The sequence below is a fragment of the Microbacterium sp. NPDC028030 genome, from assembly GCF_040637855.1.
In the GTDB taxonomy this organism is placed as follows: domain Bacteria; phylum Actinomycetota; class Actinomycetes; order Actinomycetales; family Microbacteriaceae; genus Microbacterium.
Genome location: NZ_JBEZXF010000002.1, coordinates 595719 through 620229, shown reverse-complemented (window position 1 = coordinate 620229; position 24511 = coordinate 595719). Strand labels below are relative to the sequence as shown.

Below are 24511 nucleotides of genomic sequence, written 5' to 3'. Positions count from 1 at the left end.
GGCGGATCTTGCCCCGCGCTACGACCCCTCAGTGGACGATTCTGGGCCGGATCGGAACTCGCGGATGAGGTGCTGCACCACCGCCGTCAGATCGCCTGCCGTCGCATTGGCGATGACGAGCTGCCTCTCGTAACTGGCGCCGTGCTCCAGTGTCTCGGCGTTGCCGCCGAACTCCCGGACGCAGCCGAGTTCGACCGCGACGGGAGCGAGTTCCTCGAGAACCTCCGAGAGGTGGTCGCGCACCGGCCGCTGCGTTCCCCCGGCGTCGACGATGATCCGCGCGTCGAGCCCATAGCGTGCCGCGCGCCACTTGTTCTCACGGTGGAACCAGGCGGGGAGCTCGGGGAGTCGCCTGCCTTCGTCGAGCATGCGGGAGAAGTGCTCGACGAGCACCTGGACCAGGGCGGCGACGGAGGCGAGTTCGGGCAACGTCGAGAGCCCGTCGCACGCGCGGACCTCGATGGTTCCCCAGCGCGGCGCCGGTCGGATGTCCCAGCGCACTTCGGTGGCGTCCGCCATGACCCCGGTGCGGACCATGTCGTCGAGGTACGACTCGTACTCGGACCAGTCGCGCAGTGGCCAGGGGAGACCCGCGGTGGGGAGCTGCTGGAACACCAGCGCCCGGTTCGACGCGTACCCCGTGCGCTCTCCCGCCCAGAACGGGCTCGATGCGGAGAGCGCCTGCAGGTGGGGGAGGAAGGCGGAGAGTGCGTTGATGATCGGGAACACCTTGCGGTGATCCTCGACGCCGATGTGCACGTGGATACCCCAGATCATCATGTTCCTGCCCCACCATTGGGTGCGTTCGATCAGGGTGTGGTAGCGCGACTTGTCGGTGACCTGCTGGTCGTACCACTGGGCGAAGGGGTGGCTGCCCGCCGAGAGCAACTCGATGCCGGCGGGGTCGGTCGCGGATCGCACGGCGGTGATGGCGTTCGCGATGTCATCGACGGCGTGCGCTACCGAGTCTCCGATGCCGCTCGTCACCTCGATCGTGTTCGTCAGCAGTTCGCCCGTGACGGTGTGTCGCTCGTCCTCGCTCTCGGCTTCCAGTGCGGCGAGCAGTTCCGGGGCGCGTCCGACGAGGTCACCGCTCACGGGATCCGCGAGCATGATCTCCCATTCGAGACCGACGGTGGAGCGGGCGGAAGAGGCGAACTCGAGCTTCACCCGCACAGTCTGACACGCGTGGGGCGCGACACGACAACGTCGTCGCCTCACGTTTCGCGCCCGAGGCTCGCATCTGGCAGAATAGAGGGTCGGACGGCTGCTCGACCCTCTATCCAGCTTTCGTCCACACTCATTTGAGCTTCCGCCGGGTGTGCACCCCACTCTCCAGGCGATCAGTTCGTTTCCTTCCACACAATTCAGGAGAATCGTGGCTGTCAAGATTCGTCTCAAGCGCCTGGGCAAGATCCGCGCGCCGTACTACCGCATCGTCGTCGCCGACTCGAAGACCAAGCGCGATGGTCGCGTGATCGAGGAGATCGGCAAGTACCACCCCACCGAGGAGCCTTCGTTCATCGAGGTCGACTCCGAGCGTGCGCAGTACTGGCTCTCCGTCGGCGCGCAGCCGACCGAGCAGGTCGCCGCCATCCTCAAGATCACGGGCGACTGGGGCAAGTTCAAGGGCGACAAGGACGCGAAGTCCACGCTCAAGGTCGCCGAGCCGAAGGTCCCCTTCGAGATCGACGCGTCCAAGAAGTCCGTCGTCAAGCCCAAGGTCGAGAAGAAGGTGGAGGCTCCCGCTGAGGAGGCTCCCGCCGCGGCCGACGCGGAGGCCGCCGAGGCTCCCGCAGCAGACGCAGAGTAATCCGTCGTGCTCGCCGCCGCGCTCGAACACATCGTCAAGGGGATCGTCGATCACCCCGAAGATGTGCGCATCAACGAATCCACTTCGCCGCGAGGCGACCTCCTCGAGGTGCGTGTGCACCCCGATGACCGTGGACGCGTGATCGGGCGCGGCGGCCGCACCGCGAAGGCCCTTCGCACCCTCGTCAGCGCTCTCGCTGACGGGCGTCGGGTCCGCGTCGATGTCGCGGACGACTGACGTGGTGCCGAAGGACCGCAACCAGGGCAAGAACCAGCTGCGTGTCGGGCGTCTCGTGAAGGCGCACGGACTCAAGGGCGGACTCAAGCTCGAGCTCTACACCGACAACCCAGAGGGGCGTTTCGTCCCGGGAGCCGGCTTCACGTTGCAGGTGCCCGAGGCATCTCCGTGGCACGGCAAGGATGTCACCGTCCGCGAGTACCGCGTGATGAACGGCAACCCCGTCGTGTTCTTCCAGGACGTCGACGACCGCGACGCTGCGGAGAGCCTCGTCCGAGCGATCCTGTGGATCGACCAGGACGTCGACGAGGTCGAAGACGATGCGTGGTTCGACCATCAGCTGGTCGGGCTCGACGTCGTCCGCGACGACCTCGTCATCGGTCGGGTCGTGCGCGTCGAGCATTTCCCCGCGCAAGACCTCCTCATCGTGAAGAGCGGCGATCGCGAGGTCATGGTCCCCTTCGTCTCGGCGATCGTCCCCACCGTGGATGTCGCTGAGGGGCGGCTGATCGTGACTCCGCCCCCGGGTCTCTTCGAAGATCTCGCGGACTCCGGCGACGACGAACCGCAGGACACGTCGGATGCTGAAGCGTCCGAGTGACCGCTGATACGGTTCCCCCGTGCGCATCGACGTCCTCTCCATCTTCCCGTCCTACTTCGACGGCCTGACCCTCTCCCTGCTGGGGAAGGCGCAGGACGCGGGAATCCTCGACCTCCGCGTGCGCGACCTTCGGGAGTGGGCGTTCGATCGTCACCGCACCGTGGACGACACGCCTTATGGTGGCGGCGCCGGTATGGTCATGAAGCCCGAACCGTGGGGCCTCGCCCTCGATGAGATCGCGGGTGATGTCGCTGCAGGAGAGGCCGGACCGCCGACCATCATCTTCCCGTCCCCGGCCGGTGAGGTGTTCACGCAGAGGACGGCGCGCGATCTTGCGACCCGTGAGCACCTGATCTTCGGCTGCGGCCGCTACGAGGGCATCGACGAGCGCGTCTTCGAGTACGCGTCTCAGCTCGGCGAAGTACGTCTGATCAGCCTCGGGGACTATGTCCTCAACGGGGGAGAGGTCGCCACGATGGCGATGATCGAAGCGATCGGGCGACTCATCCCTGGTGTCGTCGGCAACCCCGAGAGCCTCGTCGAAGAGTCGCACGAGGACGGTCTGCTCGAGTACCCCTCGTACACGAAGCCGGCCTCGTGGCGGGAACGCACGGTTCCCGATGTGCTCCTGAGCGGCAATCACGCGGCGATCGCCGCCTGGCGCCGGGACCAGCAGTTCGAACGCACGCGCCGTCGTCGCCCCGATCTCCTGCCGAGCGACGACGCAGCACAGTCCTGATCGGAGGCACGAGGAGTCGCCGCGACCGCCAGTTCAGAGCATCCGCTCCGAGGTCCGGTCGATCTCGAAGACCACGCCGTGCGGGTGCCGTAGCGCCAGTGCGCTCGTCGCGTCCAGCCCCCGCAGCTCGGCTCTGAGCATGCGACCGATCATCTCGTGGGTCACGAGCAGCGGGACCCCCGTCGACGCCCACCCGCAACTGCTGAGCGCTTTTCGGGCACGGGCACGTGCCTGGGCGTAGCTCTCCCCGCCGGGGAAGGCCCATCCATAGCGGTTGGCGGCGCGTTCCGCCCTGGCTGTGGGATAGGCCTCGTCGATCTCCGCCCAGGTCATACCGGCCAACTCGCCGTGATCGACTTCTGCGAGCTCCGGAACCTCGATCAGGTCGGCACCGATGTGGTCGGCGATGATGATCGCGGTCTGCCAGGCCCTGCCGAGGGGGCTCGAGCACACGCTGAGGACGCCGGCGCCGGCGAGACGCTCCGCGAGCGCGCGCGCCTGATCGATGCCCTCTGCGGTCAGCGGCGAGTCCAGCTGACCTTGCAGCCGCCGTTCCAGGTTCCAGGCCGTCTGGCCGTGGCGAGCCAGGAGCAGTCGCTCCGGCACGTGACGGTCCTGCGGAATCATGGACTCAATATGGCACACCTGGCGCCGTCGGTCGCGCGGCTGTTCGTCCGACCGCTGATAGCGTCGACGCATGCCTGATGACGTGCTGGCCAGATCCTTCGAGCGGATCGGGGCCGACTACGACCGCTATCGGCCCGGATTCCCCGAGGCCGCCGCGGTGACGATCATCCCCGAGCGTGTCCCTGCGGTTCTCGACCTGGGAGCGGGGACGGGCAAGTTCACCGAGACGCTCGTGCGGAGGGCGGAACGCATCGTCGCGGTCGAGCCGTCCGCGCGCATGATCCAGGTGCTCCGGTCGAAGCTCCCCGAGGTCGAGTCGTCGATCGGCACGGCGGAGCATATCCCGGTGCCGGACGCCTCGATGCAGGTCGTGACGGTCGCACAGGCATTCCACTGGTTCGAGCGCGACATCGCCTGCGCGGAGATCAAGAGGGTCCTGGTTCGGGGTGGCACGCTCGGACTCGTGTGGAATCACGCGGACCCCACATGCGCGTGGGACCGGGCGTGCCACCGCATCGCACATCCCGCCGTGACCGAAACCGACGCCACCACCGACAGCGCCGACAGCGCCCTCCCCGGCTTCCTGCTCACCCGGCACGAAGAGGTGCGTTGGGTCGAGCGCCTCACGCGCGAGCACTACCTTCGCCGCTGGTCGACCGTCAGCACCTTTCTGACCGCCGACGACGAGACCGCTGCCCGGATGCTGAGTGCCATCGAGGCGATCTTGGACGATGACGTCGACACACGAGGTCGGAACGAGTTCGACCTTCCGCAGGTGACAGACGTCTACATCTATCGGAGCGACTGAGTCCCGCCGACGAGCTCCGCGACGGGCCGTCAGTCGACGCCGAGGAACGACCGGTCCGTCAGGATGATCGGTCCCTCTTCGGTGATCGCGATGGTGTGCTCGGAATGCGCACCCCGGGAGCCGTCGGCGCTGCGCAGTGTCCAGCCGTCGGGGTCGGTGACCAATTCGTCGGTGGTCGCGAGGAACCAGGGCTCGAGCGCGAGTACGAGTCCGGCGCGGAGCGGGAAGCCCCGTCCCGGTCGCCCGTCGTTCGCCACGTGCGGGTCTCCGTGCATCGTGCGTCCGACGCCGTGCCCGCCGAAGTCCGTGTTGATCGAATACCCCTCGCCGTGCGCCACCGCGGCGACCGCTGCCGAGATATCCCCGATGCGGTTGCCGACCGTCGAGGCGTCGATCGCGGCGACGAGAGCTCGCTCCGTCGTGTCGATGAGGCGGAGGTCCTCCTCGCGGGGGGTTCCGACGACGAAGGAGACGGCGGAGTCGGCGACCCACCCGTCGACCGCGACTGCGAAGTCGAGAGTCACGAGGTCGCCGTCGCGAAGGGTGTAGTCGTGAGGGAGCCCGTGCAGCACGGCGTCGTTCACCGATGTGCAGATGACCTTGCCGAACGGGCTGGCGCCGAAGGACGGGTGGTAGTCGATGTAGCAGGACTCGGCACCCGCCTTGCGGATCATGTCGTGTGCGCGCCGATCGATCGAGAGGAGATTCGTCCCGACCTTCGTGTCGTCACGGAGCGTAGCGAGCGTCTCCGCGACGAAACGTCCGGCAGCGCGCATCTCATCGATCTCGGCAGGGGTGCGCAATTCGATCATCGGGTGTCCTCTCGTCCCTCCCATTCTCCCTGATCTCGGGGGCCGGGTTTCCGCGGCCCGCTCTCAGCGAACACGGCACCTCGGGTGGAGCCGACGACGTACGATCTGAGCATGTGGTTGCGACAGGCCTTCTTCCGCTGGCTCCTCCCGGCGGCCTTCCTGCTGCCGCTGTGGCTGCTGATCGGCTGGGGCGTCTTCCAGGGCGGCTGGTCGATCCTCTGGGTGCTCCTGATCGCGATGCCCTCGGTCTTCCTCGGGCAGCTGCTTCTCACTCTCCTCACCCGCTCCCGACCCTCCGTCCGCATCGAGCGCGCTGTGTCGTGGTGGGATGTCGGAGGTTTCACCATCTGGAACGGCTTGACGATCGCGGTCGGGTTCTTCATCGACGGGGCCTTCCCGTGGTTGCTCACCGGGGCCATCGTCGCGGGCATCGGTCTCATCTGGTTGCAGCTGTGGCAGCTGTGGAACGAGGCGAAGGGCAGCGGAACGAGGCTGCGCGAGACCATCTCGTGGTCGACGATCCCGGCAGCCGGCGAGCAGGCGCCGCCGACGCGCGCGCACGAGGTCATCGTCGTCCGGGAGACGGACATCCGCGACTGAGGCCGCGGTTTTGGCCGCGCCGAGCATCCGTGGCAGAATGGGTGTTTGTGCCGTGACCGGTTCTGCCTCAGGGGAACCCGCGGACGCATCAGCGCCGTACGGCACACCCCCTTTCTTGTTCCTTCCGAAATCATGCATCCGACCTGAGGCGAGTGCAGAGAGAGACGATCATGCAGATCCTCGATGCCGTTGACGCGGCTTCCCTCCGTTCCGACATCCCCGACTTCGCTCCCGGCGACACCGTCAAGGTGCACGTCAACATCACCGAGGGCAGCCGCTCCCGTATCCAGGTCTTCCAGGGTGTCGTCATCGGCCGTCAGGGCGACAGCGTCCGCGAGACCTTCACGGTCCGCAAGATCAGCTTCCAGGTCGGCGTCGAGCGTACCTTCCCGGTGCACTCCCCGGTGATCGACCACATCGAGGTCGTCACCCGCGGTGACGTGCGTCGCGCGAAGCTCTACTACCTCCGCCAGCTCCGTGGCAAGAAGGCGAAGATCAAGGAGAAGCGCGACCGCTGAGTCGCAGCTGCTCCACAGCACCCCGGGACACGATGTCCCGGGGTGCTGTGTTCTCTCCCCGGTGTGCGACCCTTGATACGGTCGCGCCAGAGCGGTGTACGACTCGAGAAGGAACCTGATGACTGAATCGCCGACCGCGCGTACTTCCCGACGACGACGCGGGTTCCTGATCTTCCTCCGAGACGTGCTGGTGATCATCGTGATCGCCGCACTGGTGTCCTTCGTGGTGAAGACCTTCGTCGTCCGCTCGTTCTACATCCCGTCGGCATCCATGGAGCGCACGCTCCTCGTCAAGGACCGCATCCTCGTCGATGAACTGACCCCGCGCTGGACCGACTACGAGCGCGGCGATGTCGTCGTCTTCAAGGACCCGGGCGGATGGCTCGATGCCCAGCCGCAGACGCCACCACAGCCTCCGCTGATCCAGGCCGTCGACTGGGTGCTGAACTTCGTCGGCATCTCCGCGACCGATTCGCAGGACCACCTCGTCAAGCGCGTGATCGGTCTTCCGGGCGATCACGTCGTGTGCTGCAATGCGCTCGGACAGATCACGATCAACGGTGCGCCGATCGACGAACTCAGTTACCTGAACCTCCCCGAGGGTGACACGGCCGCGTCGAACGAGCCGTTCGACGTCGTCGTGCCGGAGGACTCGGTGTGGCTGCTCGGAGACAACCGCGACCGTTCGCGTGATTCACGGGCGCATCAGGAGCTTCCCAGTGGCGGATTCGTACCGATGGAGAACATTGTCGGCAAGGCGTTCCTCACGACGTGGCCGTTGAACCGGCTGGGACTCATCGACGGGCACCATGACATCTTCAACGGGGTCCCGGACGCGGAATGACCGTCATCACGCCGAAGCTGACCCTGGAGCGCAGACTCCTGGGGGAGTGCGAGCTGATCATCTCGCTCGACGAGGTCGGCAGGGGTGCGCTGGCGGGCCCTGTCGCCGTCGGCGCGGCCATGATGGATGCCGCAGGTGCGCGTCGACGGGTCCCGGAGGGGCTCCGCGACTCCAAACTGGTGACGGAGAAGCGTCGGCCCCAGATCGCGGCACGTGCGGCCGCATGGGTGCAAGCGTCCGCGGTCGGGTGGGCGAGTGCGCAGGAGGTCGACGAGGTCGGCATCATGCGGGCGCTCGGCCTCGCGGCTTCCCGAGCGGTGCAGGCGATCGCCGACCAGGGTGCGGCTCTGGGTGATGCCCTGGTGCTGCTCGACGGCAACCACGACTACGTGTCGAGGGTGCACCCCGAGCCGTTGCGCGTCCGTCCGGTGATCAAGGCCGACCGCGACTGCGCCTCGGTTTCCGCGGCATCCGTCATCGCGAAGGTCGCACGCGACACGTATATGGCCGAGCTCCACGACAGCCACCCGGCGTATCAGTGGAATCGGAACAAGGGATACGCGAGCCTCGAGCATCGCGACGCGATCCGCCAGAACGGTCTGTCGCCGTTTCATCGGGCGTCCTGGGCCATCACGGACGCTCCCACCCTGTTCTGAGGGCCCGAGCACCCGTCGATGCCGCGCCGCACCGCGCGCGACTCTAGGATGGACACATCATGGATGAGGAAGCCTTCGACGATTACGACCGCGAACTCGAGCTGGCCCTGTTCCGGGAGTATCGGGACGTGGTCTCCCAGTTCCAGTACGTCGTCGAGACCGAGCGCCGCTTCTACCTGGCGAACGAGGTCAATGTCGTCCGCCGCGACACCGAACACGACTTCTACTTCGAGATCTCGATGAGCGACGTGTGGGTGTGGGACATCTATCGTGCCGACCGCTTCGTGAAGGCCGTCCGGGTGTTGACGTTCAAGGACGTCAACGTCGAGGAGCTGCAGCGGCGCGAGTTCGAACTGCCGCAGGAGCTCTCCCTCGACGGAGAGTGACCTGAGGCTCCGGAGCAGGCCGACTGCTGCCCTCCACATCTGTTCGATTCCCTCGATTCTCCCCAGGGTGCGCCCAAGCGACTGACGCCCTCACGATCCCGTCGTCCCTCCGCATGATGCTGAAGGCATGGCAGAGAAGGATGAACTCGGCAGGGCAGGTGAAGCCCGAGCGGCATTGCACCTGACAGACAGCGGATATCGTGTGCTCGTCAGGAACTGGCGGTGTGCGCAGGGCGAGCTCGACATCATCGCGGCGCGAGGCGGACATCTCGCTGTGGTGGAGGTGAAGACTCGTCGGTCGATGGCCTTCGGGCATCCGTTCGAGGCGGTCGACCGTCGAAAGCGTCGTCGCCTGTGGAAGCTCGCCCAGGCCTGGATCGCCGAGAATCCGGAAGCCGCTCGTGGTCTGGTCGTGCGCATCGACGTCATCGGCATCATCGGCGCGGATCCGGCCACCGGCACGCTCGAGCATCTCGAGGACATCGCGTGAGCACGGCGCGGACCTGGGCAGTCGCTCTCACCGGCGTCGACGGGCATCTCGTGGAGGTAGAGGCCGATCTGTCGAATCAGACTCCGGAGTTCAGGATCATCGGGCTGCCGGACAAGTCGCTCGGAGAGGCCGTCCAGCGGGTCCACAACGCGTGCAAGAATACGGGCCTCGACCTGCCACGACGCAGGCTCACGGTGAACCTGTCGCCCGCGAGCCTGCCCAAGCAGGGAGCGGGCTTCGACCTGGCGATCGCCGTGGCTTCGCTCGCAGCCGGCGGTTCGATCGCGGCTCGTTCCATCGCCGCGACGGTGCACATCGGCGAGCTGGGTCTGGATGGTCGGGTCCGACCGGTTCCCGGTGTGCTCCCCGCGGTGTTCGCAGCCGCCCGTGCGGGCTTCGACGCGGTGATCGTTCCACGGGGGAACGAGGCGGAGGCGAAGCTGGTGAAAGGTATCGAAGTGCGGGGTGCGTCGTCTCTCGCCGAGGTCGCCGTATGGCACGGGGCCGACGTGGAGGTGCCCGAGGTGGCGACCGTCCACCCGCCGACTGTGGCGATGCGGGAAGGGTCCGATCTGGACCTGTCCGAGATCGTGGGGCAGGAGGAAGCCGTCGACGCGCTCACCGTCGCCGCAGCGGGAGGCCACCACCTCCTCTTGAGTGGACCGCCGGGAGCGGGCAAGACGATGCTCGCCCGAAGGCTGCCCGGGATCATGCCGCCTCTCGATGAGCAGGACGCGCTCGAGGTCGCCTCGGTCAAGTCTCTCAGCGGTGAGCACGTGGCCACGCTCGATCGAGTGCCACCCTTGGAGGCGCCGCATCACAGTGCGTCCGTCGCCGCGCTGGTCGGCGGTGGCTCTCGTGCGGCACGACCGGGGGCGATCGCACGAGCCCACTGCGGTGTGCTGTTCCTCGACGAAGCCGCGGAGTTCTCACGCGTCGCGCTCGACGCATTGCGTCAGCCGCTCGAGGCCGGTGTGATCGAGGTCAACCGCGCGGGGTTCACGGCTCATTTCCCCGCGCGCTTCCAATTGCTTCTCGCCATGAACCCCTGCCCGTGCGGCAATCATGGCGTCAGGGGCGCCGAGTGCACCTGCCCACCGATGGCGATCCGTCGCTATTCCGGCCGTCTCTCGGGGCCGCTCCGAGACCGCATCGACATCGACCTGCAGGTGAATCGCGTCGCCGCATCCCGGGCCGCGGGAGTCGGACGCACGACGACATCGAAGGCGAGGTCGCAGGTGGTCGCCGCTCGTGCACGTGCCGCGCAGCGGTGGAAGAGCACGCCATGGCGGCGCAATGCCGACGTTCCGGGAACATGGCTCCGCCAAGGGGAACTGCGTCTCCCCGCGGCGACACGTTTTCCGCTGGATCGCGCTCTCGAACGTGGAGCGCTCACCCTCCGGGGCTACGACCGCGTGCTCAGGGTGGCATGGACGATGGCCGACCTCGCGGGGCTCGACAGGCCGGGGAGCGATGAGATCGGCCTCGCGCTGCACCTGCGGGGAGGGTTGCTCCGATGATCGACGAGGCGCTGCGAGACATGGACACCGTGGCCGCAGTTCACCGCATCCACCCGGGTGATGCCGTCGCCGAATGTCTCGCGAGGACGGCATGGACGGTGATCGCCGAGCCGGGAGACGCAGCCGCCGGCGCGCTGATCGAGGCGCTGGGACCCGAGGATGCGTTGGCGGTCGCATTGGGGACGGGTCCACAGCCGATGGGATGGAGCGCCACCGGACGGGCGTCGCGCGTCCTCGCAGAGGGGCGTGCCCGGTGGCGACCGCGGGCGCGAGGCGACGCCCTGCGACAGGCGATCCGCGGCGCCGACGAGGTCGGAGCTCGTCTACTGATACCGGGTGACGAAGAGTGGCCCGCCTCCCTGGACGATCTCGGACCTCATGCGCCGATCGCCTTATGGGTGCGTGGTCACGCCGACGCCCTCTCCCGCGAGCCGCGTGTGTCGATGGTCGGTGCCCGCGCCGCCACCGGGTACGGGGAGCATGTGGCAGCGGAACTCGCGGGAGATCTCGCATCCGCTGGTGCTGTCATCGTGTCGGGAGGTGCCTACGGCATCGACGGGGCCGCGCATCGTGCGGCGCTCGGCGTTCACGGCACGACCGTGGCCTTCCTCGCCGTCGGGGTCGACCGGGCCTATCCGATCGGCCACCAGGAGCTTTTGCAGCAGATCACGCGCGATGGCGCGGTGGTCAGCGAACCGCCCTGCGGTACTGCGCCGACGAAGTGGCGCTTCCTGGCGCGGAACCGCCTGATCGCGGCGCTCGGTCAGGCGACGGTCGTCGTGGAGGCCGGCTGGCGCAGCGGCTCGCTGAACACGGCAGGGCACGCCGCGTCGCTCGGCCGTCCGCTCGGCGCCGTTCCCGGACCGGTGACCTCCTCGTCCTCAGCCGGATGTCACCGACTGCTCCGTGAGTACGACGCGCAATGCGTGACGTCCGCGAGTGAAGTGAGAGAGCTGTGGGCGCCGGTAGGGGTCGAGGCCTCCGACACGGTCGACTCGGCAAGCAACCCGGACCGCACGCGCGTACTCGATGTGATGGGCGCCAGATCGAGGGTCTCTGTCGAGGAGATCGCCCGGCGGTCCGGCATGTCGCCGGATCGTGTGCGCTCGCTCCTGGGCTTGCTGCACCTCGAGGGAGATGTGGCGCTCGACGATGGGGGCTGGCATCGCGCCCGATCACACCCGGGGCAATGACCCCGGGTGTCCGCCCTCCACTGCGGCGAGGCTGCGGCGATGAGAAACAGTCGCGAGGCAAGCTGGAGTCATGGATCTCACGGTCGCGGCCGAGGCGTTCGTCGATCACCTCGAGAGGGTGCGTCGGCTCTCTCCGGCGACCGCGAAGGCGTATCGGTCCGACCTGCGTGACCTGCATGCCGCGGCGAACGGCATGCATCTCGAAGACATCGACCTCGAGACTCTCAGAGACTGGCTGTGGCGTGCGACGCAACGGGGAGACGCGAGATCGACGCTCGCGCGGCGTTCCGCGGCGGCACGATCCTTCTTCCGGTGGGCGCAGGAACAGGGGCTGATCGCCCACGACCCGAGTCTGCGGCTCATCGCCCCGAAGAAGGGGCATGCCCTGCCGACGATCGCCTCCCGCGACTCCATGTCGACCCTGCTCGATGCGCATCGGGCAGCGGCAGAGGACGGAGACCCGATCGCTCTGCGCGATCATGCGATCCTCGAGGTGCTCTACGGCTCCGGCGTACGCGTCTCAGAACTCTGCGGTCTCGACATCGACGACCTCGACCTCGATCGCGCAACGGCACGGGTGCTGGGCAAGGGCGCGAAGGAGCGCATCGTCCCCTTCGGTGTGCCCGCGCGCGATGCACTGAGTGCGTACCTGAGCCGAGGCAGGCCGGCTCTCGTCGTCCGGTCGAGGAGCTTCACACCTGCCGTGATCCTGGGAAGCCGCGGGGCGCGGATCGGCCCGCGCACGGTCTATCAGCTCGTCGCGCGTGTCCTCGCGCCGATCGTCGGCGCCGAGACGATCGGGCCCCACGCGCTCAGACACACCGCGGCGACCCACCTCCTCGACGGCGGTGCGGACCTGAGAGCGGTGCAGGAGATCCTCGGACACGCGAGTCTCGGGACCACGCAGATCTACACCCATGTCTCCGCAGAGCGTCTGACGGCGACGTACCGGCTGGCCCACCCGCGCGCGTGACGCGCGCCCGTCTGCCCCAGGTCAGGTGCAGCAGGGGAGCAGCACCGCCCGAGGGACCCCGCCGAAGAGCAGCATCGGATTGATGTACACGCCGTCCCGTCTCACGCCGACGTGGAGGGAACCCGATGAGGTGTGGCCGCCCACCTCGACGGTCCCGATGTACTGGCCGGCAGCGACGGGGTCGCCGGGCTCGAGCGACGATCCCAGTGGTTCGTACGTCGACACGAGTCCGCCAGCATGGGCGATGGTCAGGAGAGGCCGATCCACCACTGTGCCGCGGAACGCCACGACTCCCTCGGAGGGGGCGCGCACCTCCGCCCCGATCGAGGTGCCCAGATCGATGCCACGGTGACCTGCTCCATACTCGCTCGCGGGGGCGCGATAGGGCTGAGTGACGACATGCGCTCCTGCCAGCGGCCACTCCCATCGCGGGAGCGTCCCGGACCCGGCCGCCGCGACGGACGCAGGGGTGGGCGCGGTGAAGCACAGCACGATGGCGATCGCACAGGTGGACAGCACTCGAACGAGAGAAGGCACGAGGTCATCCTCGGGCGCCGGGGGAGCGACCGATCCGTCGACGGCGGGCCGAGAACGGGGCGGAGGAAGAAGACCCGCGTGCAACGGGCGGTGCAGGGGGAGTGAAGCCACGCCCATCCTGTATGCTGGGGGAGCACCTCGATATCGGGGTGACTACGCGTGCCCACAGCGATTCACTCGCGGCATCCACATCCACAGGTCCTTCTCTCCGAGAAGGCGGGTGTGCGCCGGGCACCAGGAAGTCCGATCACCCGATCGGCTTGACAACCTCAACGGCGCAGACTCGCGCCAGAACCAGGAGACGACCATGGCTGTGGTCACCATCCGCCAGCTGCTCGACAGCGGCGTGCACTTCGGACACCAGACCCGTCGGTGGAACCCGAAGGTCAAGCGCTTCATCCTCACGGAGCGCAGCGGCATCCACATCATCGACCTCCAGCAGTCGCTCGGCTACATCGACAAGGCCTACGACTTCGTCAAGGAGACGGTTGCCCACGGCGGCACGATTCTCTTCGTCGGCACGAAGAAGCAGGCGCAGGAGATCCTCGCAGAGCAGGCCACCCGTGTCGGCCAGCCTTTCGTGAACCAGCGCTGGCTCGGTGGACTCCTCACCAACTTCCAGACGATCTCCAAGCGTCTCGCACGTATGAAGGAGCTCGAGGAGCTCGACTACGAGACCCCGGCGAACAGCGGCTTCACGAAGAAGGAGCTGCTTCTCAAGAAGCGCGAGCTCGACAAGCTGCACAAGTCGCTCGGTGGTATCCGCAACCTCACGAAGACGCCGTCGGCCATCTGGGTCGTCGACGCCAAGCGCGAGCACCTCGCCATCGACGAGGCCAAGAAGCTCGGCATCCCTGTGATCGGCATCCTCGACACCAACGCGGACCCGGACGACTTCCAGTACCCGATCCCCGGCAACGACGACGCGATCCGTTCCGTCTCGCTGCTCACCCGCATCATCGCCGACGCCGCGGCCGAGGGCCTGCAGCAGAAGCACAACCCGGAGTCGGGCGACGCAGAGCCGCTGGCCGAGTGGGAGAAGGAGCTGCTCGAGACCCCGGTCGAGGAGTCCGCTGACGCCGCCGAGACCGTGACCGCAGAGGACGCAGCTGCTGTCGTCGAGACGCCGGCCGCCGACGAGACCGCCGCCGACGAGGCCGGTGCCAAGGCTCACGACGAGGCGATCGCAGCCGCTTCCGGTGAGGAGACCGCTGAGGTCGCCGCCACCGAGGCTGCAGACGCCAAGTAATCCCTCGTACACACATACATAACGAAGCAAGGAGCCACCACACATGGCCAACTTCACCATCGCTGACCTCAAGGCGCTGCGTGAGCAGCTCGGCACGGGAATGGTCGACACCAAGAAGGCGCTCGAGGAGGCCGACGGAGACGTCGCGAAGGCCACCGAGATCCTGCGTCTCAAGGGTGCGAAGGGCAACGCCAAGCGCGCTGACCGCTCCACCAGCGAGGGACTGATCGTCGCTCGCGAGCAGGACGGTGCCGTGACGCTCATCGAACTCGCCTGCGAGACCGACTTCGTCGCGAAGAACGATCGCTTCATCGCGCTGGCCGACAAGGTCGCCGACGCCGCCGCAGCGGTCAAGGCCGACTCGGTCGACGCCGCCCTCGCCGCATCCGCCGGCGACAAGAGCGTCGAGCAGGTCATCTCGGAAGAGGCCGCCATCATCGGCGAGAAGGTCGAACTGCGCCGCGTGCGCACGATCGCCGGCGACAAGGTCGAGGTCTACCTGCACCGCACCAGCAAGGACCTGCCGCCGCAGATCGGTGTCGTCGTCGCCTATTCGGGTGACGACGCCGAGACCGCGCGCAGCATCGCGCAGCACATCTCGTTCGCGAACCCGTCCTACCTGTCCCGCGAAGACGTCCCGTCCGACGCCGTCGAGAAGGAGCGCGAGATCGTCACCGAGATCTCCCGCAACGAGGGCAAGCCGGAAGCGGCTCTGCCGAAGATCGTCGAAGGTCGCGTGTCCGCGTTCATCAAGCAGGTCGCCCTGCTCGAGCAGGACTACGCCAAGGACAACAAGCTCTCTGTCGCCCAGGTGGCGAAGGACGCCGGTATCACCGTGACGGACTTCGCGCGCTTCAAGGTCGGCGCGTAGCAAGGTCGAAGGGGTTCGGATCGTCAAGATCCGAACCCCTTCTTCATGCCCACGAGGCACTATCTTGAATCGGGACGAGAGGACACCCACCCATGACTGAACGCACCGGACGCCGCCGCGTCCTTCTCAAACTCTCCGGCGAGGCCTTCGGAGCCGGACAGCTGGGTGTGAGCCCCGACGTGGTCTCTCAGATCGCCCGTGACATCGCCGCGGCCGTCGATCGCGTCGAGGTCGCCATCGTCGTCGGAGGCGGCAACTTCTTCCGCGGCGCCGAGCTGAGCCAGCGTGGCATGGACCGCGGCCGGGCCGACTACATGGGCATGCTGGGCACCGTCATGAACGCGCTCGCCCTGCAGGACTTCCTCGAGCAGGCCGGAGCGGCCACACGCGTGCAGTCCGCCATCTCGATGACGCAGGTCGCCGAGCCCTACATCCCGCGTCGTGCCGAGCGTCACCTCGAGAAGGGTCGGGTCGTCATCTTCGGTGCCGGCGCGGGGCTTCCGTACTTCTCCACCGACACCGTGGCAGCACAGCGTGCGCTCGAGATCGGCGCGGACGAGGTGCTCGTGGCCAAGAACGGCGTCGACGCGATCTACACCGCCGACCCGAACAAGCACGCCGACGCCGAACGCATCGAGCGCGTCACCTATCGAGATGCCCTGCAGCGTGGCCTCAAGGTCGTCGACTCCACCGCCTTCAGCCTGTGCATGGACAACAGCATGGACATGCGGGTCTTCGGCATGGAGCCTGCAGGCAACGTCACCCGTGCGCTCCTCGGCGAGCCCATCGGCACCCTCGTCACCGCCTGAGCGTGTGACACGGCGCAGACCACTTCGCCCGATAGAATTTGCAGAACACCCCGACGATAGGAGTCACCGTGATCGCGGACGTCCTCGCTGAAACCACCACACGCATGAACAGGGCGGTCGAAGCTGCCAAGGAGGACTTCTCCACGGTGCGCACCGGTCGTGCGAACCCGCAGATGTTCCAGAAGGTGCTCGTCGACTACTACGGCACCCCCACGCCGATCGCTCAGCTCGCCTCGCTGGCCAATCAGGAGGCTCGCACGCTCATCATCACGCCGTACGACAAGTCGGCGCTGAAGGCGATCGAGCAGGCCATCCGTGACATGCCGAACCTCGGCGCGAACCCGACGAACGACGGCAACCTCGTCCGCGTCACGATGCCGGAACTGACTGCGGAGCGGCGCAAGGAGTACGTGAAGCTCGTCAAGACCAAGGCGGAGGACGCCAAGGTCCACGTCCGGGGCATCCGGCGCAAGGCCAAGGACGACCTCGACGCGCTCAAGAGCGAGGTCGGCGAGGACGAGATCGCCCGCGGCGAGAAGGAGCTGGACGGCCTGACGCGTCAGCACGTCGACCTCATCGACGACGCGCTGAAGCGCAAAGAGGCCGAACTCCTCGAGGTGTAGTCAGGATGACTGACGAAACGCGAGATGCCGACGACGGCAGGCCGGTGACGCGTCGCGAGGCGCGTGACGAGGCGCTGCCCGACGGTGTCCCGCTCGCGGACGAGGCGTTCCCGTCGTTCGACGCGGAAGCCATCCCGCCGCGTCCGCCTCTGCCGACCTCCGCCGGCGCACCGGCGGTGGCCGTCGGACCTCTCGACACCGCCGACCACAACGCGATCCGCGAGCAGTGGCGTGCGGCGAGGGACGAGTTGGGCACCCACGTCTCGCATGCCCGCGACCAGATCGACCAGGCTAACGAGCGGATCAAGGAGCGCACGGGACGAGACCTCGTTCTCGCGATCCTCATCGGTCTCGCCTTCGGGGCGGCGCTGCTCGGCTCGCTGCTGTTCATCAAGGCGCTCTTCGTGCCGTTCGCCCTCGCTGCTGCGTTGCTGGGCGTGTACGAACTGTCTCGGGCGCTGCGGGCGTCCGGGCGACGGGTCGATGTCGTCCCGCAACTCATCGCAGCCGCCTTCCTCGTGCTCTCCGCGTACTTCGCGGAGCCGTGGCTCTCCTGGGTGATGTTGTTCGTCGCAGTCGCCTTCGTGATCGTGTGGCGCCTCATCGCTCAGATGGTCGCCAAAGACGGTCGCACCTACGGCGATGTGCTCGCTGACGCCGTCATCAGCGGTTTCGTGCAGGTCTACGTGCCGTTCCTCGCGGGTGTCGCACTGATCCTCCTCGAGCAGGAGGGCGGTCAGTGGTGGGTGCTCAGCTTCATCGCCATCGCGGTCGCAGCAGACACGGGCGCCTATGCAGCGGGACTCGCTTTCGGCAGGCATCCGATGGCTCCGAAGATCAGTCCCAAGAAGACGTGGGAAGGCTTCGGTGGTGCCGTGGTCGCCTCACTCGTCGCGGGCGTGCTCCTGGCCATCTTCCTCCTCGAGCTCCCCTGGTGGGCGGGTCTGATCTTCGGCGCCTCCATCCTGCTGTCGGCGACGCTCGGCGACCTCGGCGAGTCGATGCTCAAGCGCGATCTCGGCATCAAGGACATGAGCTCGTGGTTGCCGGGGCACGGCGGTCTTCTCGACCGGCTCGACAGCATCCTTCCCTCCACGATCCCTGCGCTCTGCCTCTACTTCCTCCTCTCTCCCTGGGTGGTGCTGTGATGACCGATGATCGACTCGTGGAGCCCGCGACGCAGACGCCACCGGCGTTCGCGCTGACGTCGGGACGTGAGCGGGGATATCACCGCGCGGCGGTGGACGCGTTCCTCGCCTCCGCGCGGAGAGCTTTCGAAGCCGGGAACGACGAACTCGGTGCTGAAGATGTACGCACGGCGTCGTTCCCGCTCGTCAAGGGAGGCTACGTCGTCGCCGACGTGGATGCGGCTCTCGGGCGGGTGGAAGACGCCTTCGCAGCGCGGGAGCGAGAGCGCGTGGTGCGTACTCGGGGAGCGGGTGCCTGGGTCGAGCAGGCGCGAGTGGACGCGCAGGTCATCCTCGATCATCTTGCTCGGCCACAGCGGCACCGTTTCGCTCGAACCGGCGTCCTCACCTTCGGCTATCGCATGGATGAAGTCGACCATGTGTCGACGCGGATCGTGCGCTACCTCCGCGACGGCGATGCGCTGAGTGCGGAACAACTTCGCTCTGCGGCGTTCAGGATGCAGCGCGGCGGGTACCGCGAGGAGCAGGTCGACGCGCTCTTGGACGCCACCATCGAGGTCATTCTCGCTGTGCGTTGAGCTTCCTGATGGTCGATCCAGCTGACTTTGCGTAGACTGTCCCTCATCGTGAACTCCCGAAACGACATGAATCTCGAAAGAAGCGTCTCTTCGCCGGTGCCCGCAGCGAAGGTCGGTTCGGCGCGCTCCGATGCCCGTCGGTGGTCACGCCGCCGCGGAGTCGTCAGTGTGTTCAGCGCCCTAGCCGTCGTCGGATTCGCAGGCGCGCTCGTCGCACCGACGGGAGTGGCACTCGCGGAGCCCGTGCAGGCGGATGCTCCCGATTCCGCTTATTCGCTGGCCCTCGCCGACACGCAGAACCTCACGGTCACCGTGAGCGGGGCGGCCATCACCCCGGTCGAGCGCGGAACCTTCGAGGTGTACGTCAAGCCGAAGCCCAAGCCGAAGCCCGCGCCGACGGTGGCGTCGAGTTCGAAGAGCGGCTCGTCCGGCGGTTCGTCGCTGCCGCCGTACTCCGGCGGGGGAGCACCCGCGGAGTGGATGGCCGCGGCGGGTATCGCGCAGAGCGACTGGCAGTACGTCGACTACATCGTGTCGCGCGAGAGCGGGTGGAACCCGAACGCGACGAACTCGTCGTCCGGCGCCTGCGGGCTCGTGCAGGCGTTGCCGTGCAGCAAGGTGCCCGGCAACGGGTACAACCCCGTCGACAACCTGCGGTGGGCCACGGGGTACGCCACGGGTCGGTACGGCAGCTGGGCCGGCGCGTACAACTTCTGGACCAACAACCACTGGTGGTGAGCAGGCGCGATGCCACGCTCCCGCAGACGGCCTCCGGCGCGCCCTGACGCCGACGACTCGTTCGACCGACTGCTCGCGGGATGGAAGCGATCCGAGACTCGACGCGGCACTGAGTGGACGGTGCAGCCCGTCTCCGCTGCGCAGGCGCAGAAGGACTATCTGTGTCCGGGGTGCGGGCGGCACATCGAGGCAGGCACGGCTCACCTCGTGGCGTGGCGGGCTGACGGGGTGTTGGGTGATGCGGCGGACCTCGCCGCTCGACGGCACTGGCACACACACTGTTGGAGGATGGCGTGAGCATGGAGATCCGAGGACCGCTGGAGCTCCCGGCAGTGCGCGAGGACATCGAGCTGGTCACGGCGGATGGTCTCACCCTGGTCGGGGAACTCGCTCTGCCGGAAGGCACGGCTCCCGCTGCGACGCTGGTGACCCTGCACCCGCTCCCGACGGCGGGCGGGTTCATGGACTCGCACATCATCCGCAAGGCGGCAGCCCGGCTGCCTGCGCTCGCTGACCTGGCGGTCCTGAGGTTCAACACCCGGGGGACGACGTCTCCGCGCGGTACGAGCGACGGAGCGTTCGACGGTGGCGCTGCGGAGAGGTTCGATGTCGCTGCGGCGATGGACTTCGTGGCGGAGCGCGCTCTTCCGCGCCCCTGGTTGCTGGGGTGGTCGTTCGGCACGGAGCTTGCGCTGAAGTACGGCCGGGAGCACGCCATCGAGGGCATCATCCTCCTGTCCCCGCCGTTGCACCGGGCGACCGAAGCCGAGGTCGCCGCATGGGCGGACAGTGACGTGCCGGTCGTCGTGCTCATCCCTGAACTGGACGACTACCTCCGCCCCGACGAAGCGCGTCGGCGATTCGCATCCATCCCGCACGCGCAGTTGATCGCGGTGGAAGGTGGCAAGCACCTGTGGGTGGGGGAGTCGCAGACGCGGCGGGTGCTCACCGAGATCGTCGCGGCGGTCAACCCCTCGGCGCTGCCCCTGGCCACGTACTGGCCGCCGGTCGATTGAGCAGTTCCCGGTTCACAACTCGTTCATGCGGGGGATGAGCACCTGGCGGTAGAGGATCAGGATGCTCGCTGCCACGGGGATCGCGATGAGCGCGCCCAGGAGTCCGAGCAGGCTTCCGCCGGCGAGAGCCGCGACGACGACGACGGCGCCGGGCACGGCGACGGCCCGACTCATGATGCGCGGGGAGATCACGTACGCCTCGATCTGCATGTAGATCAGGTAGTAGATGGCTGCGGCGATCGCGATCCCGGGAGAACCCAGACCCGGGATCAGGCACACCAGGACGATGATCGTCGATCCGGTGAGGGTGCCGACGAGCGGGATCAGCGAGAAGAAGAACGCGATGATCGCCAGGACCGCCGGGAACGGGGCATCGATGATCGTGAGGTAGATCGCGCTGAGCACGCCGTTGATCACGCCCTGGGTGACCTGGCCCATGACGTAGTAGCCCACGGAGTCGGTGATCTGCTCCGACAGGTCGATGAAGCGGTCGCGTTTCGACGCCGGCGCCAGCTGGTACACGGCCCGCTTGAGCGACGGGGTGGAGGCTGTGAGGTAGATCGTCAGGATGAGGACGATGAACGCCCCGAACAGTCCGCTGAGCAGGGCTCCGCTGGCGACGAGGACTCCCTGGCCGATGGATCCGCCGATGTCTGCGAGGTTGATCGTCAACCAGTCGGTGACGGAGGTGAAGACAACGTCCACCTGCAGGTTAGGGAAGGTGTCCTGCATCCATTCCTTGAGATCGGGGATGAGGTTCCCTCGAGACACGATCGCCGAGATCTGTGCGATCAACTGCGAGATCTGATCGACGAGCACCGGGAGGATGATCAGCACGATCCCTCCGAACACCGCGAGGACCGCGAGGATCGTGACCAGCACGGCCAGCCAGCGGGGGAGTCTGCGACGTTCGAGGAAGGAGACGAGGGGGTCGAGTCCCAGACTCAGGAACAGCGCTGTGCCGACGTAGAGCAGGACGCTCGACAGTGTCTGCACACTGCTGATGAGCAGGATGCCCAATCCCACGCCGAGAGTCGCCACCAGGGCAGTGCGGAAGGGACTGTGGATCTTCATCTGTCGGCTCCTTGAAACGGATTCAGCAAGGGTATCGAGGTGCCCCACCGCCAGACGGGCGACGTGCCGATCCTGCCCGCACTGCATCTGCTTGTGGGCAACACACAGGTGATTTCGCTAGTCTGAAATGTCGAGTGTTGCGTCGCGGGTGGATGTCCGTGATGCGTGAGGAGACTATTCGTGCGTTTCGTATGGGCCGTGGTGGCCTTCGTGCTGGCTGCGGTGCTCATCGGAGCCGGGATCGCCCAGCGCACCCTGTTCATCGGGCCCGATTCGCAGCAGACGCAAGTCGAGATCGATGAACCGGCGCCTTTCGTCCTCCTGGACGGCGACGTGCTCAGGACGAACCCGGGCGCGCAGACGCTCATCGTCCGCGGTGAGGGCGACGTCTTCGGCAGCTACGGACGCACCGCAGACATGGAAGCGTGGCTCGCCGACTCCGACTACAACCACGTGACCGTCGATGACGACGGAGAGTTCGTCGTCGAGCACGTCCCGGCGCAGGAGTCCTCGGATCAGGCCGAGGGCGGTGACGGCGATACACCGACGGATGAGGCCGCTGGACGCGATCCTCGAGGCTCGGATCTGTGGCTGGACTCCTTCGACAAGGAGAACCGCCTCGTCGCAGACAACATGCAGCTCCCCGAGGGGACCAGCATGCTGATCGCCTATGACGGAACCCAGGACGCGCCCGACGACATCGTGGTGTCCTGGCCGCTGGACAACAGCACTCCGTGGGCAGGGCCGCTCATGGTCGGCGGTGGGATCGTGCTGCTCATCGGTCTCATCCTGTACGTCCTCGCGATCCGCCATCAGCGCCGCGGACGTGGTCCCCGCCGCAAGGGCCCCGGCCCGCTTCCGGTGACCGAGCCCATCGACGTGGCCGTGCTCCCGCCGGAAGAGCGGGCGGCGATCGAGGCCCCGGACGAGAAGCCCGAGGCGCCGGCTCCTGCCGAGCGCGATCGAGCGCGAGACACCGAGATCGAGGACGCGGAGATCGTGGACGACGCCAAGGGGTCCGATTCGAAGAACGCCATGCGTGCAGTACGGCCGGCCCAGCGCCGCAGACTGCTCGTGATTCCCGCGCTCGGCCTCACGGCTCTCCTCGCCGCGGGCTGCTCCGCCGAATCGTGGCCCCAGTTGGGCGACGTCTCGGCATCTCCTTCGCCCAGTCCCACGGTGATCGCGCCGGAGAATCAGAAGCCGCCTGCCGTCACGGAAGCGCAGGCAAAGCGCATCCTCCAGACGGTGTCCGACACTCTGATCGAGGCCGACACCGCTCTCGACGCCGACCTTGCGGCGACGCGACTGGACGGCCCGGCGCTCGCGGCGCGAACCACCGAGTATGCGCTCCGCACCAAGCTGCCGGACACGGCTCCCCCCTCGGCGATTCCGACGGACGACTTCGAGGTCGTGCTGCCAGAAGCGACCGATCGCTGGCCGCGGACCGTGCTCATGCTCTCGAAGAGCACGGGCGACGACACCGTTCCCCCTGTGCTGCTCATGATGACCCAGGCTGATCCGTGGTCGAACTACAAGGTCAGCAACATGGCGGAGATGTCGGCGGATGCCGTGTTCCCCGATGTGGCCGCCGCCTGGCTCGGGACATCTCTCGTGCCCTCGGATTCCGCCTTCCTGACGGTTCCCCCGGCAGAGCTCGCTCCCGCTTTCGCCGATGTCGTCGACACGGGGGAGTCGAGCGAGTTCTACGGTCTGTTCGACGACCTCTCGCTCAACCTCGCGCAATCCATCAAGGACAGTCGCCAGGCCGTCGTGCAGGGGCTCGCGGACAAGGGCGCGTCCAAGACCTCCAAGGCCGCGTTCGACATGGCTCCGACGACGGCCGAGCCGATCTCCATGACGACCCTGGACAGCGGCGCGATCGTGGCGATCTCGATGACCGACACCGAGACGGTGACGCCGACCGGGTCGGATGTGGTGATCCGGTTCGGGGACAACGCGCAGGCCAAGGCTCTGACGGGTGCGACCGAGTCGGCCAAGGGCGTCGAGACGACCTACGAATTCCAGCTCTTCTTCTCGGTCCCCGCACAGGGATCGACGGAGCAGATCAGGCTCCTGGCTGTGCACCAGGACCTCCTCTCGGTGAAGGTGATCAAATGAGTGAAATCTCCCCCTCTGCGCTGCGCGGCGCGGTCGACCTGTCAAGCCTGCGCAATCGTCCGGCGTCCTCGGCCGAGTCCTCCCCGGCGCCGAGTGTCGTGGACGTCGTGGTGGATGCGACCGACGAGACGTTCGGTCAGATCCTCGAGCTCTCCCGCACCGTGCCGGTCGTCGTGGACCTCTGGGCCGAATGGTGCGGGCCGTGCAAGCAGCTCAGCCCCATCATCGAGAAGGTGACGCGCGAGCTCCAGGGGCGCGTCCTGCTCGCCAAGGTCGACGTCGACGCGAACCCGCAGCTCGCGCAGAGCTTCCGCGCGCAGTCCATCCCGATGGTCGTGGCGCTCATCGCAGGCCAGCCCGTGCCGATGTTCACGGGTGCGGTGCCGGAGCAGCAGGTACGCGACGTGTTCGCCCAGCTGCTCCAGGTGGCTGCGCAGAACGGCGTCACCGGTTCGCTGTCCGTCGCGGAGCAGGGTGAAGCTCCGGCCGCTCCCGCCGAGCCCGAGCTGCCGCCGCTGCATGCAGAGGCGTTCGCAGCGATCGAGACCGGCGACTACGCGGCCGCGATCCGCGCGTACGAGAAGGCTCTCGCCGAGAACCCGCGGGACGAGGATGCTCGCGCCGGCCTCGGTCAGGTGCGTCTGCTCGACCGCGTCCAGGGTCTCGACCTCCAGGCCGCGCGCGATGCGGCGGCTGCGGCACCCCTCGACGTGCAGGCGCAGTTCGATGTGGCCGACCTCGACCTCTCGGGTGGACATGTGGAAGACGCCTTCGCCCGTCTGCTCGACCTGTTCGCGCAGCTGCCGTCTGATGAGCGCACGCCCGTGCGTGAACGGCTGATCGAGTTGTTCGGGCTCGTCGGCGCCGCCGATCCGCGCGTGGTGTCCGCCCGCAACCGATTGTCGTCGCTGCTGTTCTAGACCGCGTCGT

General features: G+C 67.3%; 30 protein-coding genes. 25 read left to right on the top strand and 5 right to left on the bottom strand.

Annotation, left to right across the window (positions count from 1 at the left end):
• Positions 1 to 18 precede the first annotated feature (18 nt).
• A complete protein-coding gene (locus AB0E56_RS11870) occupies positions 19 to 1170 on the bottom strand; it encodes a glutamate--cysteine ligase (protein ID WP_359799143.1) in 1152 nt (383 codons plus the stop codon).
• 208 nt (positions 1171 to 1378) lie between these two features.
• Here AB0E56_RS11870 and rpsP point away from each other — a divergent pair, with 208 nt between their 5' ends.
• From rpsP to trmD, 4 genes are read left to right on the top strand one after another with little or no spacing between them, the layout of a single operon-like run.
• Complete coding sequence (gene rpsP / locus AB0E56_RS11865; protein ID WP_183152608.1) at positions 1379 to 1813, top strand: 30S ribosomal protein S16; 435 nt, start codon at positions 1379 to 1381, stop codon at positions 1811 to 1813.
• Between the two features lie 6 nt (positions 1814 to 1819).
• Positions 1820 to 2050, top strand: a complete 231-nt coding sequence (locus AB0E56_RS11860) for an RNA-binding protein (protein ID WP_017830729.1) — start codon at positions 1820 to 1822, stop codon at positions 2048 to 2050.
• Positions 2034 to 2651 (top strand): ribosome maturation factor RimM, encoded by a 618-nt coding sequence (gene rimM, locus AB0E56_RS11855; RefSeq protein ID WP_359799142.1) that lies wholly within the window; start codon positions 2034 to 2036, stop codon positions 2649 to 2651. Before AB0E56_RS11860 ends, rimM begins: the two co-directional genes overlap by 17 nt.
• A gap of 19 nt (positions 2652 to 2670) precedes the next feature.
• A complete protein-coding gene (trmD, locus tag AB0E56_RS11850) occupies positions 2671 to 3390 on the top strand; it encodes a tRNA (guanosine(37)-N1)-methyltransferase TrmD (protein ID WP_359799141.1) in 720 nt (239 codons plus the stop codon).
• A gap of 33 nt (positions 3391 to 3423) precedes the next feature.
• On the opposite strand, the gene AB0E56_RS11845 is transcribed toward trmD, so the two are convergent.
• Complete coding sequence (locus AB0E56_RS11845) at positions 3424 to 4017, bottom strand: histidine phosphatase family protein (protein WP_359799140.1); 594 nt, start codon at positions 4015 to 4017, stop codon at positions 3424 to 3426.
• 70 nt (positions 4018 to 4087) lie between these two features.
• Here AB0E56_RS11845 and AB0E56_RS11840 point away from each other — a divergent pair, with 70 nt between their 5' ends.
• Entirely contained in the window at positions 4088 to 4825 is a 738-nt protein-coding gene (locus tag AB0E56_RS11840; RefSeq protein ID WP_359799139.1) for a class I SAM-dependent methyltransferase, read from the top strand.
• Between the two features lie 29 nt (positions 4826 to 4854).
• Here the strand turns inward: AB0E56_RS11840 and map are convergent, their stop codons facing one another.
• Complete coding sequence (gene map, locus AB0E56_RS11835; RefSeq protein WP_359799138.1) at positions 4855 to 5637, bottom strand: type I methionyl aminopeptidase; 783 nt, start codon at positions 5635 to 5637, stop codon at positions 4855 to 4857.
• A gap of 111 nt (positions 5638 to 5748) precedes the next feature.
• Here map and AB0E56_RS11830 point away from each other — a divergent pair, with 111 nt between their 5' ends.
• The 9 genes from AB0E56_RS11830 (at position 5749) to AB0E56_RS11790 (ending at position 12817) form a co-directional block, all read left to right on the top strand.
• Entirely contained in the window at positions 5749 to 6237 is a 489-nt protein-coding gene (locus AB0E56_RS11830; protein ID WP_359799137.1) for an MFS transporter permease, read from the top strand.
• A 170-nt stretch (positions 6238 to 6407) separates the two neighbouring features.
• Complete coding sequence (gene rplS, locus AB0E56_RS11825; RefSeq protein WP_359799135.1) at positions 6408 to 6755, top strand: 50S ribosomal protein L19; 348 nt, start codon at positions 6408 to 6410, stop codon at positions 6753 to 6755.
• Between the two features lie 118 nt (positions 6756 to 6873).
• Positions 6874 to 7599, top strand: a complete 726-nt coding sequence (gene lepB, locus AB0E56_RS11820) for a signal peptidase I (protein ID WP_359799134.1) — start codon at positions 6874 to 6876, stop codon at positions 7597 to 7599.
• Positions 7596 to 8255 (top strand): ribonuclease HII, encoded by a 660-nt coding sequence (locus AB0E56_RS11815; RefSeq protein ID WP_359799132.1) that lies wholly within the window; start codon positions 7596 to 7598, stop codon positions 8253 to 8255. The genes lepB and AB0E56_RS11815 overlap by 4 nt, the downstream gene beginning before the upstream one ends.
• A 59-nt stretch (positions 8256 to 8314) precedes the next feature.
• Positions 8315 to 8641 carry a DUF2469 family protein gene (locus AB0E56_RS11810; RefSeq protein ID WP_017204525.1) on the top strand — a complete coding sequence of 109 codons (327 nt, stop codon included), beginning with the start codon at positions 8315 to 8317 and terminating at the stop codon, positions 8639 to 8641.
• 127 nt (positions 8642 to 8768) lie between these two features.
• Positions 8769 to 9131, top strand: coding sequence for a YraN family protein (locus AB0E56_RS11805; RefSeq protein WP_359799131.1), 363 nt, complete (start codon positions 8769 to 8771; stop codon positions 9129 to 9131).
• A complete protein-coding gene (locus AB0E56_RS11800; protein ID WP_359799130.1) occupies positions 9128 to 10651 on the top strand; it encodes a YifB family Mg chelatase-like AAA ATPase in 1524 nt (507 codons plus the stop codon). Before AB0E56_RS11805 ends, AB0E56_RS11800 begins: the two co-directional genes overlap by 4 nt.
• Positions 10648 to 11844, top strand: coding sequence for a DNA-processing protein DprA (gene dprA, locus AB0E56_RS11795; RefSeq protein ID WP_359799128.1), 1197 nt, complete (start codon positions 10648 to 10650; stop codon positions 11842 to 11844). Before AB0E56_RS11800 ends, dprA begins: the two co-directional genes overlap by 4 nt.
• A gap of 70 nt (positions 11845 to 11914) precedes the next feature.
• The gene (locus AB0E56_RS11790) at positions 11915 to 12817 is read left to right on the top strand and encodes a tyrosine recombinase XerC (RefSeq protein ID WP_359799126.1); all 903 of its coding nucleotides are present in this window, start codon (positions 11915 to 11917) and stop codon (positions 12815 to 12817) included.
• A 21-nt stretch (positions 12818 to 12838) separates the two neighbouring features.
• Here the strand turns inward: AB0E56_RS11790 and AB0E56_RS11785 are convergent, their stop codons facing one another.
• The gene (locus AB0E56_RS11785) at positions 12839 to 13354 is read right to left on the bottom strand and encodes a M23 family metallopeptidase (protein WP_359799124.1); all 516 of its coding nucleotides are present in this window, start codon (positions 13352 to 13354) and stop codon (positions 12839 to 12841) included.
• A 307-nt stretch (positions 13355 to 13661) separates the two neighbouring features.
• Between AB0E56_RS11785 and rpsB the strand changes: the two genes are divergently transcribed.
• From rpsB to AB0E56_RS11740, 9 genes are all read left to right on the top strand, one after another.
• Positions 13662 to 14603, top strand: a complete 942-nt coding sequence (rpsB, locus tag AB0E56_RS11780) for a 30S ribosomal protein S2 (protein WP_359799122.1) — start codon at positions 13662 to 13664, stop codon at positions 14601 to 14603.
• Between the two features lie 43 nt (positions 14604 to 14646).
• A complete protein-coding gene (gene tsf / locus AB0E56_RS11775; protein ID WP_359799120.1) occupies positions 14647 to 15474 on the top strand; it encodes a translation elongation factor Ts in 828 nt (275 codons plus the stop codon).
• A 92-nt stretch (positions 15475 to 15566) separates the two neighbouring features.
• Complete coding sequence (gene pyrH, locus AB0E56_RS11770; protein WP_017830711.1) at positions 15567 to 16283, top strand: UMP kinase; 717 nt, start codon at positions 15567 to 15569, stop codon at positions 16281 to 16283.
• A 68-nt stretch (positions 16284 to 16351) separates the two neighbouring features.
• Entirely contained in the window at positions 16352 to 16906 is a 555-nt protein-coding gene (gene frr / locus AB0E56_RS11765; protein WP_359799117.1) for a ribosome recycling factor, read from the top strand.
• Between the two features lie 5 nt (positions 16907 to 16911).
• A complete protein-coding gene (locus AB0E56_RS11760; RefSeq protein WP_359799116.1) occupies positions 16912 to 18054 on the top strand; it encodes a phosphatidate cytidylyltransferase in 1143 nt (380 codons plus the stop codon).
• Positions 18054 to 18632 (top strand): DivIVA domain-containing protein, encoded by a 579-nt coding sequence (locus AB0E56_RS11755; RefSeq protein ID WP_359799115.1) that lies wholly within the window; start codon positions 18054 to 18056, stop codon positions 18630 to 18632. The genes AB0E56_RS11760 and AB0E56_RS11755 overlap by 1 nt, the downstream gene beginning before the upstream one ends.
• Positions 18633 to 18698: 66 nt before the next feature.
• The gene (locus AB0E56_RS11750) at positions 18699 to 19370 is read left to right on the top strand and encodes a transglycosylase SLT domain-containing protein (RefSeq protein WP_359799113.1); all 672 of its coding nucleotides are present in this window, start codon (positions 18699 to 18701) and stop codon (positions 19368 to 19370) included.
• A gap of 9 nt (positions 19371 to 19379) precedes the next feature.
• Positions 19380 to 19667 carry a hypothetical protein gene (locus tag AB0E56_RS11745; protein ID WP_359799111.1) on the top strand — a complete coding sequence of 96 codons (288 nt, stop codon included), beginning with the start codon at positions 19380 to 19382 and terminating at the stop codon, positions 19665 to 19667.
• Between the two features lie 2 nt (positions 19668 to 19669).
• Entirely contained in the window at positions 19670 to 20386 is a 717-nt protein-coding gene (locus tag AB0E56_RS11740) for an alpha/beta hydrolase (RefSeq protein WP_359800058.1), read from the top strand.
• 12 nt (positions 20387 to 20398) lie between these two features.
• On the opposite strand, the gene AB0E56_RS11735 is transcribed toward AB0E56_RS11740, so the two are convergent.
• Positions 20399 to 21460 (bottom strand): AI-2E family transporter, encoded by a 1062-nt coding sequence (locus tag AB0E56_RS11735; protein ID WP_359799109.1) that lies wholly within the window; start codon positions 21458 to 21460, stop codon positions 20399 to 20401.
• A 180-nt stretch (positions 21461 to 21640) separates the two neighbouring features.
• Here AB0E56_RS11735 and AB0E56_RS11730 point away from each other — a divergent pair, with 180 nt between their 5' ends.
• Both AB0E56_RS11730 and AB0E56_RS11725 read left to right on the top strand, forming a co-directional pair.
• Positions 21641 to 23581 (top strand): glycosyl transferase, encoded by a 1941-nt coding sequence (locus AB0E56_RS11730; RefSeq protein WP_359799108.1) that lies wholly within the window; start codon positions 21641 to 21643, stop codon positions 23579 to 23581.
• Positions 23578 to 24501, top strand: a complete 924-nt coding sequence (locus AB0E56_RS11725; RefSeq protein WP_359799106.1) for a tetratricopeptide repeat protein — start codon at positions 23578 to 23580, stop codon at positions 24499 to 24501. Before AB0E56_RS11730 ends, AB0E56_RS11725 begins: the two co-directional genes overlap by 4 nt.
• Positions 24502 to 24511 lie beyond the last annotated feature (10 nt).

Excerpts from the sequence above, each read along its gene's own strand:
- AB0E56_RS11740 (WP_359800058.1), top strand. The coding sequence starts at position 19,670 with ATGGAGATCCGAGGACCGCTGGAGCTCCCGGCAGTGCGCGAGGACATC.
- rimM (WP_359799142.1), top strand. The coding sequence starts at position 2,034 with ATGTCGCGGACGACTGACGTGGTGCCGAAGGACCGCAACCAGGGCAAG.
- AB0E56_RS11755 (WP_359799115.1), top strand. The coding sequence starts at position 18,054 with ATGACCGATGATCGACTCGTGGAGCCCGCGACGCAGACGCCACCGGCG.
- tsf (WP_359799120.1), top strand. The coding sequence starts at position 14,647 with ATGGCCAACTTCACCATCGCTGACCTCAAGGCGCTGCGTGAGCAGCTC.
- AB0E56_RS11805 (WP_359799131.1), top strand. The coding sequence starts at position 8,769 with ATGGCAGAGAAGGATGAACTCGGCAGGGCAGGTGAAGCCCGAGCGGCA.
- AB0E56_RS11750 (WP_359799113.1), top strand. The coding sequence starts at position 18,699 with ATGAATCTCGAAAGAAGCGTCTCTTCGCCGGTGCCCGCAGCGAAGGTC.
- map (WP_359799138.1), bottom strand. The coding sequence starts at position 5,637 with ATGATCGAATTGCGCACCCCTGCCGAGATCGATGAGATGCGCGCTGCC.
- rpsB (WP_359799122.1), top strand. The coding sequence starts at position 13,662 with ATGGCTGTGGTCACCATCCGCCAGCTGCTCGACAGCGGCGTGCACTTC.
- pyrH (WP_017830711.1), top strand. The coding sequence starts at position 15,567 with ATGACTGAACGCACCGGACGCCGCCGCGTCCTTCTCAAACTCTCCGGC.
- AB0E56_RS11725 (WP_359799106.1), top strand. The coding sequence starts at position 23,578 with ATGAGTGAAATCTCCCCCTCTGCGCTGCGCGGCGCGGTCGACCTGTCA.
- AB0E56_RS11845 (WP_359799140.1), bottom strand. The coding sequence starts at position 4,017 with ATGATTCCGCAGGACCGTCACGTGCCGGAGCGACTGCTCCTGGCTCGC.
- dprA (WP_359799128.1), top strand. The coding sequence starts at position 10,648 with ATGATCGACGAGGCGCTGCGAGACATGGACACCGTGGCCGCAGTTCAC.
- AB0E56_RS11760 (WP_359799116.1), top strand. The coding sequence starts at position 16,912 with ATGACTGACGAAACGCGAGATGCCGACGACGGCAGGCCGGTGACGCGT.
- AB0E56_RS11830 (WP_359799137.1), top strand. The coding sequence starts at position 5,749 with ATGTGGTTGCGACAGGCCTTCTTCCGCTGGCTCCTCCCGGCGGCCTTC.
- AB0E56_RS11735 (WP_359799109.1), bottom strand. The coding sequence starts at position 21,460 with ATGAAGATCCACAGTCCCTTCCGCACTGCCCTGGTGGCGACTCTCGGC.
- AB0E56_RS11840 (WP_359799139.1), top strand. The coding sequence starts at position 4,088 with ATGCCTGATGACGTGCTGGCCAGATCCTTCGAGCGGATCGGGGCCGAC.
- AB0E56_RS11815 (WP_359799132.1), top strand. The coding sequence starts at position 7,596 with ATGACCGTCATCACGCCGAAGCTGACCCTGGAGCGCAGACTCCTGGGG.
- AB0E56_RS11745 (WP_359799111.1), top strand. The coding sequence starts at position 19,380 with ATGCCACGCTCCCGCAGACGGCCTCCGGCGCGCCCTGACGCCGACGAC.
- AB0E56_RS11790 (WP_359799126.1), top strand. The coding sequence starts at position 11,915 with ATGGATCTCACGGTCGCGGCCGAGGCGTTCGTCGATCACCTCGAGAGG.
- rplS (WP_359799135.1), top strand. The coding sequence starts at position 6,408 with ATGCAGATCCTCGATGCCGTTGACGCGGCTTCCCTCCGTTCCGACATC.
- AB0E56_RS11810 (WP_017204525.1), top strand. The coding sequence starts at position 8,315 with ATGGATGAGGAAGCCTTCGACGATTACGACCGCGAACTCGAGCTGGCC.
- lepB (WP_359799134.1), top strand. The coding sequence starts at position 6,874 with ATGACTGAATCGCCGACCGCGCGTACTTCCCGACGACGACGCGGGTTC.